The sequence below is a fragment of the Pseudomonas protegens genome (genome assembly GCF_003363755.1).
Classification (GTDB): domain Bacteria; phylum Pseudomonadota; class Gammaproteobacteria; order Pseudomonadales; family Pseudomonadaceae; genus Aquipseudomonas; species Aquipseudomonas danubii.
The window spans coordinates 637,875-651,801 of record NZ_CP031396.1 but is presented as its reverse complement, the minus strand read 5'-3'; the positions used below and the strand labels follow the sequence as shown (position 1 = coordinate 651,801).

General features: G+C 61.5%; 17 protein-coding genes. 7 read left to right on the top strand and 10 right to left on the bottom strand.

Annotated elements, in window-relative coordinates:
* Nucleotides 1-4 precede the first annotated feature (4 nt).
* The 8 genes from modB to DWF74_RS02650 all read right to left on the bottom strand — a co-directional run bounded on the left by modB (nucleotide 5) and on the right by DWF74_RS02650 (nucleotide 6,051).
* Nucleotides 5-685: a molybdate ABC transporter permease subunit gene (modB, locus tag DWF74_RS02685; RefSeq protein ID WP_102863247.1), complete on the bottom strand. Its 681-nt coding sequence runs from the start codon at nucleotides 683-685 to the stop codon at nucleotides 5-7.
* Complete coding sequence (modA, locus tag DWF74_RS02680) at nucleotides 686-1,453, bottom strand: molybdate ABC transporter substrate-binding protein (RefSeq protein WP_115580248.1); 768 nt, start codon at nucleotides 1,451-1,453, stop codon at nucleotides 686-688.
* Nucleotides 1,454-1,664: 211 nt separating this feature from the next.
* Entirely contained in the window at nucleotides 1,665-2,729 is a 1,065-nt protein-coding gene (locus tag DWF74_RS02675; RefSeq protein WP_102863249.1) for an NAD(P)H-dependent flavin oxidoreductase, read from the bottom strand.
* A 167-nt stretch (nucleotides 2,730-2,896) separates the two neighbouring features.
* The gene (gene ada, locus DWF74_RS02665) at nucleotides 2,897-3,970 is read right to left on the bottom strand and encodes a bifunctional DNA-binding transcriptional regulator/O6-methylguanine-DNA methyltransferase Ada (RefSeq protein WP_102863250.1); all 1,074 of its coding nucleotides are present in this window, start codon (nucleotides 3,968-3,970) and stop codon (nucleotides 2,897-2,899) included.
* Between the two features lie 31 nt (nucleotides 3,971-4,001).
* Nucleotides 4,002-4,736 carry a DNA oxidative demethylase AlkB gene (gene alkB / locus DWF74_RS02660; protein ID WP_102863251.1) on the bottom strand — a complete coding sequence of 245 codons (735 nt, stop codon included), beginning with the start codon at nucleotides 4,734-4,736 and terminating at the stop codon, nucleotides 4,002-4,004.
* Nucleotides 4,726-5,442, bottom strand: coding sequence for a 2OG-Fe(II) oxygenase (locus DWF74_RS02655; RefSeq protein ID WP_115580247.1), 717 nt, complete (start codon nucleotides 5,440-5,442; stop codon nucleotides 4,726-4,728). The genes alkB and DWF74_RS02655 overlap by 11 nt, the downstream gene beginning before the upstream one ends.
* Before the next feature lie 103 nt (nucleotides 5,443-5,545).
* Entirely contained in the window at nucleotides 5,546-5,716 is a 171-nt protein-coding gene (locus DWF74_RS30325) for a hypothetical protein (protein WP_162884057.1), read from the bottom strand.
* Nucleotides 5,717-5,748: 32 nt separating this feature from the next.
* On the bottom strand, nucleotides 5,749-6,051 hold the full coding sequence (locus DWF74_RS02650; RefSeq protein WP_011061687.1) for a DUF1883 domain-containing protein: 303 nt from the start codon (nucleotides 6,049-6,051) through the stop codon (nucleotides 5,749-5,751).
* A 209-nt stretch (nucleotides 6,052-6,260) separates the two neighbouring features.
* On the opposite strand from DWF74_RS02650, the gene DWF74_RS02645 reads away from it, so the two are divergent.
* The 4 genes from DWF74_RS02645 to DWF74_RS02630 all read left to right on the top strand — a co-directional run bounded on the left by DWF74_RS02645 (nucleotide 6,261) and on the right by DWF74_RS02630 (nucleotide 8,636).
* Nucleotides 6,261-6,611, top strand: coding sequence for a hypothetical protein (locus DWF74_RS02645; RefSeq protein WP_102863253.1), 351 nt, complete (start codon nucleotides 6,261-6,263; stop codon nucleotides 6,609-6,611).
* A gap of 157 nt (nucleotides 6,612-6,768) precedes the next feature.
* Nucleotides 6,769-7,419, top strand: coding sequence for a c-type cytochrome (locus DWF74_RS02640; RefSeq protein ID WP_102863254.1), 651 nt, complete (start codon nucleotides 6,769-6,771; stop codon nucleotides 7,417-7,419).
* Between the two features lie 65 nt (nucleotides 7,420-7,484).
* Nucleotides 7,485-8,336, top strand: coding sequence for a c-type cytochrome (locus DWF74_RS02635; RefSeq protein WP_430757482.1), 852 nt, complete (start codon nucleotides 7,485-7,487; stop codon nucleotides 8,334-8,336).
* A gap of 69 nt (nucleotides 8,337-8,405) precedes the next feature.
* On the top strand, nucleotides 8,406-8,636 hold the full coding sequence (locus DWF74_RS02630) for a hypothetical protein (RefSeq protein WP_102863256.1): 231 nt from the start codon (nucleotides 8,406-8,408) through the stop codon (nucleotides 8,634-8,636).
* A gap of 15 nt (nucleotides 8,637-8,651) precedes the next feature.
* Here DWF74_RS02630 and DWF74_RS02625 read toward each other — a convergent pair whose 3' ends face one another.
* Nucleotides 8,652-8,933, bottom strand: a complete 282-nt coding sequence (locus DWF74_RS02625; RefSeq protein ID WP_102863257.1) for a hypothetical protein — start codon at nucleotides 8,931-8,933, stop codon at nucleotides 8,652-8,654.
* Nucleotides 8,934-9,397: 464 nt separating this feature from the next.
* Here DWF74_RS02625 and galU point away from each other — a divergent pair, with 464 nt between their 5' ends.
* Together galU and gorA are read left to right on the top strand one after the other, a co-directional pair.
* Nucleotides 9,398-10,237, top strand: a complete 840-nt coding sequence (gene galU / locus DWF74_RS02620) for a UTP--glucose-1-phosphate uridylyltransferase GalU (RefSeq protein ID WP_007935647.1) — start codon at nucleotides 9,398-9,400, stop codon at nucleotides 10,235-10,237.
* A gap of 131 nt (nucleotides 10,238-10,368) precedes the next feature.
* Nucleotides 10,369-11,727, top strand: a complete 1,359-nt coding sequence (gorA, locus tag DWF74_RS02615; protein ID WP_115580245.1) for a glutathione-disulfide reductase — start codon at nucleotides 10,369-10,371, stop codon at nucleotides 11,725-11,727.
* On the opposite strand, the gene DWF74_RS02610 is transcribed toward gorA, so the two are convergent.
* Entirely contained in the window at nucleotides 11,728-12,735 is a 1,008-nt protein-coding gene (locus DWF74_RS02610; RefSeq protein WP_115580244.1) for a DNA-binding protein, read from the bottom strand.
* A 180-nt stretch (nucleotides 12,736-12,915) separates the two neighbouring features.
* Here DWF74_RS02610 and DWF74_RS02605 point away from each other — a divergent pair, with 180 nt between their 5' ends.
* Nucleotides 12,916-13,854, top strand: coding sequence for a site-specific integrase (locus DWF74_RS02605; RefSeq protein ID WP_102882611.1), 939 nt, complete (start codon nucleotides 12,916-12,918; stop codon nucleotides 13,852-13,854).
* Nucleotides 13,855-13,927: the final 73 nt, after the last annotated feature.

The window sequence follows — 13,927 nt, the reverse complement described above, 5'->3', positions numbered from 1 at the left end:
CGACTCAGCTCCAGCCAGCACGGGTCTTGCGGCTGGAGTACAGCGCCAGCAGCACCAGGAACGAGAACACCAGCATGGCGCCGGCCAGCCAGTGGGCCTGGGCGTACTCCATGGCCTCGACGTGATCGTAGATCTGCACCGAGACCACCCGGGTCTTGTCAGGAATGTTGCCGCCGATCATCAGCACCACGCCGAACTCGCCGACGGTGTGGGCAAAGCCGAGAATCGAGGCGGTGATGAAGCCCGGCCGGGCCAGAGGCAGGATCACCGAGAAGAAAGTGTCCCAGGGATTGGCGCGCAGGGTGGCGGCCACTTCCAGAGGGCGGCTGCCAATGGCAGAAAAGGCGTTTTGCAGCGGTTGCACCACAAAGGGCATGGAATAGATCACCGAGCCCAGCACCAGGCCGCTGAAACTGAAGGTCAGGGTGCCCAGCCCCAAGGACTGGGTGAACTGGCCGAAGAAGCCGTTGGGCCCGAGGGCCAGCAGCAGATAGAAACCTATCACCGTGGGTGGCAACACCAGAGGCAATGCCACCACGGCGCCGATCGGCCCGCGCAACCAGGAGCGGGTGCGCGACAGCCATAACGCAATCGGAGTACCGATGACCAGTAGGATGAGGGTCGTCAGGGACGCCAGTTTAAGGGTCAGCCAGATGGCGGAAAAATCGGCACTCGAAAGGCTCATTTACAGTTGATAACCGTAGGATTTGATGACGGCGGCGGCTTTGGGCGCCTTGAGGTAGTCAACCAGCGCCTTGGCGGCCGGGTTGTCCTTGCCCTTGTTGAGGATCACCGCATCCTGCTTGATTGGATCATGCATCTGGGCCGGGACTATCCAGGCTGAGCCGCTGGTGACTTTGCCGTCTTTATAGATCTGCGACAAGGCGACAAAACCCAGTTCGGCGTTGCCGGTGGAGACGAACTGATAGGCCTGGGTGATGTTCTGGCCCTCGACGATCTTGGCCTTGACCTTGTCGGTCAGGCCCAGCTTGGCCAGCACCTGGGTCGCGGCCAGGCCGTAAGGCGCCGCCTTGGGGTTGGCAATGGACAGGTGCTGGTACTGATTGTCCTTGAGCACCTGGCCTTGGCTGTCGACGTAGCCGTCCTTGGCCGACCACAGGGCCAGGGTGCCGATGGCGTAGGTGAAGCGCGAGCCCTTGACGATGTCGCCCTCGCTTTCGAGTTTCTGCGGGGTGCTGTCGTCGGCAGAGAGGAAGACCTCGAAAGGCGCGCCGTTCTTGATCTGGGCATAGAACTGCCCGGTGGCACCGTAGGCGGCCACCAGCTTGTGGCCTGTGTCTTTTTCGAAGTCGGCGGCGATGGCCTGGATCGGTGCGGTGAAGTTGGCAGCGACCGCCACCTGGACTTCAGCGGCCTGGGCCGAGCCGAAGGCGAAGAGGGCGAGCAGGCTAGCGAGGCAAGTCGGGGCAAAACCTGAAGCACTAAGGTTCATCGAACAGCTCCATTGGAGAGAAGGGCGCGTTGGGCAGCGAATGCTCGGAGGGAATCTGCACCCAGGGCAGCGAGTGTCGCTGTATAGCGAAATATATAGCGAATTCTCGATCAGCGGAACTGTGCCGCAGGCCTCGCTGGCAAAGGGCTGCAACCGGCACATCAACCGGTGCGGCAACCAGCACCGCGACCGTGGTCGCGGCGCCGGCCGGTCAGCGCCGCTTGAGCTGCGCCAGGGCCTGTTCGGCCAGACGCAGGGTCAGCTCGTAGGCAGGCAGCTCCACTCCCAGGCGCAGGGCCTGGCCGGACCAGAGATTGGCGAAGTCGGCATCGTCCTTGGCCTTCAGCGGCAGCAAGGCTCCGCCAGCGCGGGGAAACGCTGGCGCCAGGGAACTGATGGGGCCGATTTCGCGCATCACCCGGTTGACGATGCCTCTAGCGGGGCGACCGGTGAACAGGTTGGTCAGTGCGGTCTGGCTTTCCTTGGCGGTACGCAGGGCCCGGTGATGGGCGGCGCTGATGTTGGCTTCTGGAGTGAACAGGTAGGCAGTGCCCAGCTGGACTGCCGAGGCGCCCAGAGCCATTGCCGCGACAATGCCCCGGGCGTCGCCGATGCCACCGGCGGCGATCACCGGCACCTTCAGTGCATCGACGATCTGCGGCACCAGGGCCATGGTGCCCACCTGGGTGTTGAGGTCGTCGCTGAGGAAGATTGCCCGGTGGCCACCAGCTTCGTAGCCCATGGCAATCACCGCGTCGCAGCCGCGCGCTTCGAGCCATAGGGCTTCGTCCACGGTGCTGGCCGAAGAGAGCACCTTGGCCCCGGTGGCCTTGACCCGGGCCAGCAGCGTCGGCTCTGGCAATCCGAAGTGAAAACTCACCACCTCGGGCCGCAGCTCTTCCACCAACTGGCAACCCGCTTCGTCGAAGGGCGCCCGATTGCTGACCGGCGTCGGTGCATCGAAGTCGGCGCCCAGTTCGCGGTAGTAGGGTTGCAGGGCGTTCTTCCAGCGGCTCTCCTGCGCGCTGTCCACGGCCTGTACCTGATGGCAGAAGAAGTTCAGGTTCAGCGGCTGCCGAGTGGCTGAGCGAATGACCTGCACTTCCTGGCGGATCTGTTCCGGGGTGAGCATGGCGCATGGCAACGAGCCCAGACCGCCGGCCCGGGACACGGCAATCACCATGGCGGAGCCGTTGGCGCCCGCCATGGGGGCTTGAATGATGGGCAGGTCGATGCCCAGCAGATCGAGGAGGCGACTATCGGTCCATTGGCTCATGTGCATGGTTCTCCGGCGGCAGGATTGGACGAGGCAGCCGGTGGTTTTTAGCAGGAGAGGGGCGTCCTCGGCCAGCTGACTTTTCCCGGGGGTGCTCAAGATCGGGCATTTGCCACGGACTTTGAGGTCTATACCAGCGCCGATTCGCTGGCGATCTACATCGGGATTCAGGCCTCGGACAGCGTTTCGCGTTCCAGCAACTGACGCTTGCGCTCCACGCCCCAGCGGTAGCCGGAAAGACTGCCGTCGCTACGCACCACCCGGTGGCAGGGGATCGCCACCGCCAGGGTGTTGGCCGCGCAGGCCTGGGCCACTGCGCGCATGGCCTTGGGGGCACCGATACGCTGGGCGATCTCGGCGTAGCTGGCGGTGCTGCCGACGGGAATGCTTTGCAGGGCCTGCCACACTCGTTCCTGGAATGCGGTGCCGCGCAGGTCCAGGGGCAGGTCCAGGCCGATGGCCGGCGCCTCGACAAAGCCCACGACCTGGGCGACCAGGCGTTCGAAATCTGCGTCGGCACCGATCAGGTTGGCGCGGGGAAACTTGTCCTGCAGTTCCTCCACCAACGGGGTGGGGTCGTCTCCGAGGAGGATGGCGCAGACGCCCCGGTGACTCTGGGCCACCAGGATCGCGCCCAGGGAGCACTGGCCCACGGCGAAGCGGATATCGGTGTTGGGCCCGCCGGCGCGGTAGTCACTGGGTTTCATGCCCAGCAACTGATCTGCAGCTTCATAGAAACGGCTGTTGGAGTTGAAGCCGGCGTCGTACAGGGCGGTGGTCACCGTGTGCCCGCTTTGCAGATGGCTGCGGACTTTGCGCGAGCGTTGCGCATTGGCGTAGCCCCGCGGTGTTAGTCCGGTGGCGGCCTTGAATACCCGGTGAAAGTGGTAGCTGCTGACGCCCGCATGCTGCGCCAGTTGCTCCAGGCTGGGGGCTGACTCGGCGGCCTCGATCTGCCGACAAGCCGCGGCCACCAGTGCCGCATGGTGCGCGGCCACCTGGGTCTGGTCGCTGGCCTGACGCTTGCTCGGACGATAACCCGCCGCCTCGGCCTCTTGGGCGCTGTCGAAGAACTCGACGTTTTCCGCCTTTGGCAGGCGCGACAGGCTGCTGGGGCGGCAGTACACCCCGGTGGTCCGGACGGCATAGACGAACGTCGCATCGGCGCGGGCGTCGCGTTTGAGCACGGCTTGCCAGCGTGGGTCCTGTTCAATCTGTTGTTTGCGTGTCAGGGCATTCATGGTCGGTGCTCGGCGCGGAGTGGCGGCCAGATTAACGGCCCGGTGCCTGATCGGCACTCCGGGGCTTGCGGTTGAACTCTACCTCTGAGCCGGCACGGCGAAAGGTCAGGTTGATCCGTTGCTGGCCGAGCAGGGGATGGCTGCCGTCCTTGAGGGGCAGCACCCCGTGATAGCGCAGGCGATCGACGCCGCCCCAGACCACCACGTCGCCGTGCAGCAATGGCACCCGCTGGCTTTTGTCGCCGCGCTGCTGGCCGCCGAAAAGGAACATTGCCGGCAGACCCAGGGACAGGGAGACGATGGGGGCGCTGAAGTCGCGTTCGTTCTTGTCCTGGTGCAGGGACATCTTCGCGCCGGGCCGGTAGCAGTTGATCAGGCACGAGTCGGGGTTGAAGCCTTTGAAGCCGGCGGTTTCGGCTGCCGTCTGCGCCAACTGGCGGAACACCTCGGGCATTGCCGGCCAGGGACGCAGGCTTTGCGGATCAATAGGGCTGTAGCGATAGCCTTTGCTGTCGCTGGTCCAGCCCAACTGGCCGCAACTGCTCAAGCCGACGGACATGGTAAAGCCGCCGGGCGTGATCATGTGGCGAAACGGCGCCGCGGCCAGCACTTCCTCAAGTTGTGGCAGTAGCCCTTCGATCCACGGCAGGGCGAAGCCGCGCAGGACGCGGGACTGGGGGCCAAGCACCTCGATGCGTGCCGGCTGTTGCAGATCGCTTTCATCGAAAAGCCCGAGGCTGCCGGGCGGCTCATGGCTACAAGGCATCGTGAAAAATCACTCCAAGGGTGTGGCGCTGGCCGCTGTGCACGCGACTGACGCCATGGCGCAGGGTGACTCGATAGTACCCGCGGGAACCTTTTACCGGCCGATGATGCACGGCGAATATCACCCCATCACCTTGCTTCAGACCAATGACCTGTGGACGTGACTGCATACGCGGACGCTGCTCGGTGAGCACCAGTTCGCCGCCGGTGAACTCCGTTCCAGGCTGGGACAGGAGGAAGGCCGCTTGCAAGGGAAATACGTGCTCGCCATACAGATCCTGATGCAGGCAGTTGTAGTCCTCGGGGCCGTACTGCAGCAACAGCGCAGTGGGGCGCTGCTGTCCCGCGCTCTGGCAACGCTGGATGAATGCCGAATGTTCTGCCGGGTAGCGGATGTCGATATTCAGGCTCTGGTTCCAACGATTGGCCTGGTCCACCAGATACGGATACAGCTGCTGGCGCAACTCGGCGACCGGTTCCGGCAAGGGGTAACGGAAGTACTGGTACTGGCCACGGCCGAATCCATGGCGGGCCATTATCACTTTCGAGCGAAACAGCGCAGGGTGTTTGTACAGATCCCTCAGGGACTGGCATTGGCCGGCACTCAGCAGGCCTTCGAGGCGGGCGCAGCCGTCTTGGTCGAGGGCCTGCTCAATACGGGCCCAGTCCAGTTGTTGCAGGCGATCCTGGAGCGAGGAAACAGGCATGGCGGGAGTGTCCTGGGTGCAAGAGATTTCCTCCAGTCTGGGGCTCAGGCACCCCATGCACACTCCGCTGCTTGCGCTTGAATCGGTCTTGGGCAAAGACGGCCTACAAGGCCTTGCTGACACTGACGTCGCTGATGACGTCGTCGGACTGGCCATGCAGGGCTTCCAGGGCGGCCCGGGCTTCTTCCTGGGTACCGTTTTCAAGCTGGGCAAATTCGAAGCGGCGCTCACCATTGAGCTTGTATTTGATGACGTATTTGGTGGTCTGAGGCACGGGGTTACCTGTTGTCGCGAGGAGGTTGGGGCTTAGCGCAGTTTCGAGCTGGAGCGACGAATGATGCGGATCGAGTGAGTCAGGTTCGGCTTGCGGGTCACGCTGATGGGGCGCCGGTTGACGGTGTCGATGGTGATGTTCCAGAAGCCGGTGCTGGGGGCGGTGATCTTGGCGGGGAACTTGTCGAAGGCTCCGCCGTGATAGGTGTGACGACCGCCATTCTTGAAGCTGCGGAAGTTGGCGTCGCTCATCAGGCGAATGTTGCAGACCTGGGAGCATTCGATGACGACGATATCGTCTTCGTTCAGGTGCTCGCGCTGGTGGATGAATTTCATGGGCGCCTCCAGAAGGGCTATATCTACAAAAACAAAACGTTGGCGTGGGCGATGGCGCAGTTTATCAGGCCCAAAGGGTTATTATTCGGCCCCGGCCTCGGGCTTTGACAATTTAAAACAGTTATTTGGATTTTTATCGGCGATAAAGCCGTGCCTCTGGAGAAAAGCAGCGCCTGTGCTGTCGGATGGATTTTTATTGGAGATTTTATATGAAGCGCTGGGTGTGGGTTCTGGCCATGGCCATCAGCGGTTGTGCCTCCGTCTCGGATATCAACCAGACGCCGCCGACCCTGAGTGTCATCTCTGGCAAGAAGCCCCAGGAGTACGCCAATTGCCTGTCCGGGAAGCTTTCCGGCAGCCGTGGCGCACTGCAGGTTGAGCCGCGCAAGGAAGGTTACCGGGTGATCGTCCCGCAGAGCCTGTCGGCGGCTCCGGCGGCGGTGTTCTACATCGATGAGCGCTCCGGCGGCAGCAGCATCAAGCTGCATGAGCAAATGTCCAACAACCCCCTGCGGCCACAGGACGTGCGCAAGGCGGGGGAGGCCTGCATCTCCGGCTGACCCCAAGCCCAGGGCCGCGCCAGGGCCCGAAACGGCTCTCGTGAGCAGCATCAGATACCCGCACCAATTTCGCATTGTCGCTATGGATCGATTGCCCTACTATTTGTGTGCTTATACCCGCTGGGTCTAAGCATATAACTAGAATAATGGAGTCCATATGATCCCACTGGATCGAATGCTATTGAGTGGCCTGATGCTACTGATTGCGCAATCTGCACACGCCGTGGATGGGCAGAAAGTCTTCACCCAAGGCGGCACCCAGCCAGGGGCAACAGCTTGTCTGGCCTGTCATGGAGCGGACGCGATGGGCTTGGCCCCCGCCGGGTTCCCGCGTCTTGCCGGCTTGCCGGCGGGCTATCTGGCCAAGCAGTTGCATGACTTTCGCAGCGGTGCACGCAGCAGTCCGGTCATGCAGCCTCTGGCCAAGGCGTTGAGCGAAGACGAAATCACCGCCGTGACCGCCACCCTCGCGGCCATGCCCGGGCCGAAAACCCAAGCGATCGGCCGTAGCCAGGCCGCCAGCGGTGTCGGTGAACGCCTGGCCTTGCGGGGCGCCTGGGAGCGGCAGGTTCCCGAATGCGTCAGTTGTCACGGGCCTGGTGGTGTCGGTGTCGGTGTGGCTTTTCCGCCCCTGGCCGGGCAACCGGCCGGCTACCTGGTGGCGCAACTCAATGCCTGGCGCGATGGCAGTCGGCACAACGACCCCAACGACCTGATGGGGCATGTCGCCAAGTCCTTGAGTGCCGAAGAAGTCACCGCAGTGGCGGACTACTTTGCCAGCTTGCAACCTCAGGAGGCGCGGCCATGAAACTATTGATTGCCGGGCCGTTGATGGCATTGCTTGCCGTTCAAGTTCAGGCCGCCTCCATCGCCATGGAGGATCAGTCGCAGATACCGGCGCCAAGCGCTTCCGCTCATACCCAGTACTTCCAGCCGCCGGCCGAGGGCGAGTTACCGGACAATGCCTACGGCAAGCTGGTGCGCGAAGGTCATGCCTTGTTTGTCGACACCAAGCGCCTGGCGCCGCAGTACGTGGGCAACGGGCTCAATTGCAGCAACTGTCACCTTGACCAGGGCCGCCTGGCCAACTCCGCGCCGCTTTGGGGCGCCTATCCGATGTATCCCGCCTACCGCAAGAAGAACGACAAGGTGAACACCTTTGCCGAACGCTTGCAGGGCTGCTTCCAGTTCAGCATGAATGGTGGCAAGCCGCCGGCGGCGGACAGTCCGGAGATTACTGCGCTGTCGGTCTATGCCTACTGGCTGGCGAGCAAGGCGCCCCTGGGCGTGGAGCTGCCTGGAAGGGGGTATCCGGATGTGGCCCAGCCTGCCAAGGGCTATGACCTGAAGCGGGGCGCGGCGGTGTATCAGGCGCAATGCGCGGTCTGCCATGGCGAGCAAGGTCAGGGCCAGAAGGCTGGCGCGGACTATGTGATGCCGCCGCTTTGGGGCAAGGATTCCTACAACTGGGGCGCGGGGATGCATCGGATCAATACGGCGGCGTCCTTTATCAAGCACAACATGCCCCTGGGCAAGGGCGGCAGCCTGAGCGACCAGCAGGCCTGGGATGTGGCGGCCTTCGTCAACAGCCACGAGCGGCCCCAGGACCCGCGCCTGGTGGAGGGCTCCATCGAGAAGACCCGAATCAAGTTTCACGCCAATGACGGGGTAAATTTGTACGGTCAGACAGTAGAGGGCGTGCTGATAGGCCAGGGCATCCGATAAACTATCCCCTATCGTCAACGATGCCGCCCGGGTTCAAGCCTTGGCGGCATCGTCTTTTTGGGAGAAAGCATGAAGCGGGAACACGTCAGGGAAAAGCATGCAGAGGGCTTGATCTCTGCCACTCACGTGATTCAGAACCCGGCCAACTCCGGGGAATGGATTGTGTTTTTCAAGAAGAGTGCCGGACGCAGCTACTTTCTGGTGGATGAGAGCGACGAGGTGGAATCCTTTTCCCGTCTTGACGATCTGATCGAAACCATTCGCGGCCTGGGCATCAAGTTTGCCGAGATTCACATGTAGTGGGGCGTTTGCCCGCTATTTGCAGACGACTATCACGCTGCGGCTTTTGTAGTTGCCAACGTCGACTCCCAGGGTCTTGTCGCTCTCCTTGGGGGCGGGTGTGCCTTCGGTGCTGACGATCTGATAGCCCGTGCCGGCGCAGGACGCTTCGGCTTTTTCATAGCAGCTGGCCCAGGAGCCGGCTTCCCCGGAGCAGTCGATGCTCAGGCCTTGTTCGCCATTGGTCAGATAGGTGTTGGAAGCCGTGGCGCATCCGGTCAGAGCCAGTACAGCGGTGACTGCGAGAAGTCTGTTCATGGGGGGATTTCGTCGTCTGGGAGGGGGATGTGTTGGGAGGCGGGTATCGATGTGGCGATGCTATAGCTAATGGCCATTTCGGTACAGCGCATCACCTTAGTCCGCAGGCATTGCCGAAAAGTGCCGCATCTGGATATGGCAGCTCTTGTGTCGGGAATCCAAGGGCTATTTCGTCGCCGTCGACGGTGCCATCAGTGTTGCGTGGAAAATGCAATTGTCTGTGCCTTTGCGGGCTCGCATGGGAAGCATCTCGATCTGGCTGGTCAAGGCTCCAGGTGGCGGTTTACAAGCCCTGTGAGGTGATGAAGGTTTACGCCGTGCGCTATCTGGAGGATGCTGCGGAACTATCTGGCGCTTTATTTCTCTATGATGGCAGCGGTTAGCCAGCGCGGGGCATTGTAAGGTGCACGCGGCCTGATTAGACTGCGCCGAAACTCGTACGCACAGCCTTTTTAAGGACTCATATGATCAAGAAATGCTTGTTCCCAGCAGCCGGTTACGGTACTCGCTTCCTGCCAGCGACTAAAGCCATGCCTAAAGAAATGCTGCCGGTGGTGAACAAGCCACTGATCCAGTACGGCGTTGAAGAAGCGCTGGATGCTGGACTGACTGAAATCTCCATCGTGACCGGCCGTGGCAAACGCGCCCTCGAAGACCACTTCGACATCAGTTACGAGTTGGAAAACCAGATCAAGGGCACCGATAAGGAAAAGTACCTGGTTGGTATCCGCAAACTGCTGGATGAGTGCTCGTTCTCCTACACTCGCCAGACCGAAATGAAAGGCCTGGGCCACGCGATTCTGACCGGTCGCCCGCTGATCGGTGATGAACCCTTCGCCGTGGTACTGGCAGACGACCTGTGCGTCAACCTCGAAGGCGACGGCGTGCTGACCCAGATGGTCAAGCTGTACAAACAGTTCCGCTGCTCGATCGTGGCCATCCAGGAAGTCGACCCGCAGGAAACCAACAAGTACGGTGTGATCGCCGGCGAGATGATTCGCGACGACATCTATCGCGTTCACAGCATGGTCGAGAAGCCAAAGCCGGAAGACGCCCCGTCGAACCTGGCGATCATCGGTCGTTACATCCTGACGCCGGACATCTTCGATCTGATCGAGCAGACCGAGCCGGGCAAGGGGGGTGAAATCCAGATCACCGATGCCCTGATGAAGCAGGCGCAGAACGGTTGTGTAATGGCCTACAAGTTCAAGGGCACGCGTTTTGACTGCGGTGGCGCCGAGGGTTACATCGACGCGACCAACTTCTGCTTCGAGAACTTCTACAAGACCGGCAAGGCGTACTGATAGTCGCCTCGCGGGGTTGTCAGAAAAAGCCACCTTCGGGTGGCTTTTTCATTGCCCGCCCTTATGTAAAGCCACGGCGCTGACCCGATCGCCATCTGCGGTTATGCTGTCAGTCTGCCTGGGAGAGTGAAATGGCCTACGATTTTGATCTTTATGTAATTGGTGCCGGTTCCGGCGGTGTACGTTGCGCACGCTTTGCTGCGGGTTTCGGGGCGAAAGTCGCGGTGGCCGAGAGCCGCTATCTGGGCGGTACCTGTGTCAACGTCGGCTGCGTGCCCAAAAAACTCCTGGTGTACGGAGCCCACTTCGCCGAAGACTTCGAGCAGGCCTCGGGTTTTGGCTGGTCACTGGGCGAGGCGAACTTTGATTGGGCGACTTTGATCGCCAACAAGGATCGCGAAATCAATCGCCTTAATGGCATCTACCGTAATCTGCTGGTCAACAGTGGCGTGACCCTGCACGAAGGCCATGCCAAGTTGATCGATCCTCATCAGGTGGAGGTCAATGGCCAGCGCTACAGTGCCAGGCACATCCTGATTGCCACAGGCGGCTGGCCGCAGATTCCGGATATTCCCGGTCGCGAGCATGCCATCAGTTCCAATGAGGCGTTCTTCCTCAACGCTTTGCCAAAGCGTGTCCTGGTGGTGGGCGGTGGTTACATTGCGGTGGAGTTTGCCGGGATCTTCCACGGCCTGGGTGCCGATACCCAGTTGCTGTATCGCGGTGATCTGTTCCTGCGTGGCTTTGATGGCGCGGTGCGCAAGCATTTGCAGGAAGAGCTGACCAAGCGCGGCCTGGGACTGCAATTCAATGCGGATATCGAACGCATCGACAAGCAGGCCGATGGCAGTCTGGAGGTCACCCTCAAGGACGGTCGCAAGCTAGCAACAGATTGCGTGTTCTACGCCACTGGGCGTCGGCCGATGCTCGACAACCTGGGGCTGGAGAATACCGGTGTCAAACTCGATAAGCGCGGCTTTATCGAGGTCGACGACCAGTACCAGAGCAGCGAGCCGTCGATCCTGGCCATTGGCGATGTAATTGGTCGCGTGCAACTGACACCTGTGGCCCTGGCGGAAGGCATGGCCGTGGCTCGGCGTCTGTTCAAGCCGGAACAGTATCGCCCGGTGGATTATCGGATGATTCCGACGGCGGTCTTCAGCTTGCCGAATATCGGCACCGTTGGCTTGACCGAAGAGCAGGCGCGCGAGGCGGGGCACAAGGTGCAGATCTTCGAAAGCCGTTTCCGGCCGATGAAGCTGACGCTGACCGACTGCCAGGAGCGCACCCTGATGAAGCTGGTGGTGGATGCCGAGAGCGACAGGGTGCTGGGGTGCCACATGGTTGGACCTGATGCCGGGGAAATTGTCCAGGGCCTGGCGATCGCCCTGAAGGCGGGAGCCACCAAGCGCGACTTCGACGAAACCATCGGCGTGCATCCGACGGCTGCCGAAGAGTTCGTTACCCTGCGTACCCCCGTCGCGGACTGATCACGCGTCTGCAGGCGTGTCTGGCTGCGCCTTGGTTGCCGCAGCCAGGCGCAGCGCCTCAAGGCCGGCCTCGGCCTTGGCGGCGCGCAACTCCATCTCCTTGCTCAATCGAGTCTGGCTGTCGGCTCTTTCCTTGAGTGCCTGAATCTCCTCCGAGGCTACGCGCAAGCGTTCCTGGAGCAGGGTGACTGCGCTGTCCTGACGCGCCAGCTGCTCGCTGAGCAGTGCTTGCGATACGGTGCTCTTGCTCGCGGCGTCCTGGACCAGCTTAAGCTCCTTGTGGGTGGCTCGCTGCTCGCTGAGCAGACGTTCATTGTCACGATGCAGTTGGGTGATTTCATCCTGGCGTACCAGTGCGCTCTGATGAGCCTGGCGCAGCTCCATTTGCACCTGTTGGATCTGGCCTTCGTGGCGACGCTGTTCCTGTTCGCGTTGTTCCTTGCTGGCGGCGCGATAGTGCTCCAGGGCGTCCCGGGCATGCAGGTGCTTTTCTTCCAGGGAGCGGATCTGTTGCTCCTTGTCTTCCAGGCGCAGATGGCAATCCTTCAAGGCTTGATTGAGTTCGGCGTTGCGGGTCTGTTCGCTCTGCAGCATGGAGCGGGTGTCTTGCAGGGCGGCACTTTCCCCGGCCAGGGCGCTGGCCTGGATTTGTAGCTGCTGTTGCAGTTGCTCTTGGCTCTGCCGCGCTTGCTCCAATTGCTGCTCGAAGGCCTGCTTCTGTTGTTCGGAGTGGGCGAGGGCCTGTTCCAGAGGTTCCTGGGCCTGCTCCTGCAGGCGTTGAGCCAGTCGTCCCACCAGTTCGCTCAACTCTTCATCCAGCGGCATCGGGCCCGCATCTCGGCGGCTGGTGCCGTCATCCAGCTCCTTCAAATAGCGGTGGATGGTGGTTTTCGAACCGGTATTGCCCATTTCTATGCGTACTGCATCGATGCTGGGGTGTTCGCCGCGGGCAAGAATCGCCTGACGCGCTTTCTTCACCACCGCCCTGTTTATGCCTCCGCGAGCCATGGCTCCTCCAACGATTTGATACTGTGATACATGGTATGTAATTGATGGTTATTGTACAGATGGATGAAGCTGCTAGATAGAGAAAATATGACCTGGGATATTGTAGTATTACCCAGTGTCATGGGGCATGCGGCGCTTCTTTGTCTTTTGTGGCCGTACATCTGCCGGGGTTGAATTGTCATGAGTGAACTGGATCGTTACCTGCAAGCCGCTACCCGCGATAACACCCGTCGCAGTTATCGGGCAGCGATCGAGCATTTCGAGGTGCAGTGGGGCGGGTTCCTGCCGACGACGGCGGAGAGCGTGGCGCGTTATCTCGCGGCCTACGCCGGGGAGTTGTCGATCAACACCCTGAAGTTGCGCCTTTCTGCCCTGGCTCAATGGCACAACAGCCAGGGCTTTGCCGATCCGACCAAGGCGCCGGTGGTACGCCAAGTGTTCAAGGGCATTCGTGCATTGCATCCAGTGCGTGAGAAACAAGCCGAGCCCTTGCAGTTACGACACCTGGAGCAGGTGATTGGCTGGCTTGACGAGGAGGGCGCAGCCGCTGCCGCCGAAGGCCGTCAGGCCGACCTGTTGCGAGCACGCCGCGACCGGGCGCTGATCCTGCTGGGGTTCTGGCGGGGTTTTCGCAGTGATGAACTGTGTCGCTTGCAGATCGAGCATGTACAGGCTGTGGCCGGTTCCGGCATCAGCCTCTATCTGCCGCGCAGCAAGGGTGATCGCGACAACCTGGGGCGCACTTTTCACACGCCGGCGCTGCAGCGCTTATGCCCGGTGCAGGCCTATGTCGACTGGATCAACAGCGCCGCACTGGTGCGCGGTCCGGTGTTTCGCAGCATCGACCGCTGGGGCCACCTGAGCGAACAGGGGTTGCACGCCAATAGCGTGATTCCGTTACTGCGCCAGGCCCTGGAGCGCGCCGGCATTGATGCCGAGCATTACACCAGCCACTCCCTGCGCCGTGGTTTTGCCACCTGGGCCCATCGCAGCGGGTGGGACCTCAAGTCCCTGATGAGCTATGTGGGCTGGAAGGACCTGAAGTCCGCCATGCGCTACGTGGAGGCCAGCCCGTTCATGGGCATGGCGCTGATTGATCCGCAGCCGGTCCGTCGGTAATCAAAGGTTTCTTCTATTAATACTGTCGGCTGATAGTCAAAGCCAATCGATAGCATCAGGTTTGCCAATGAGC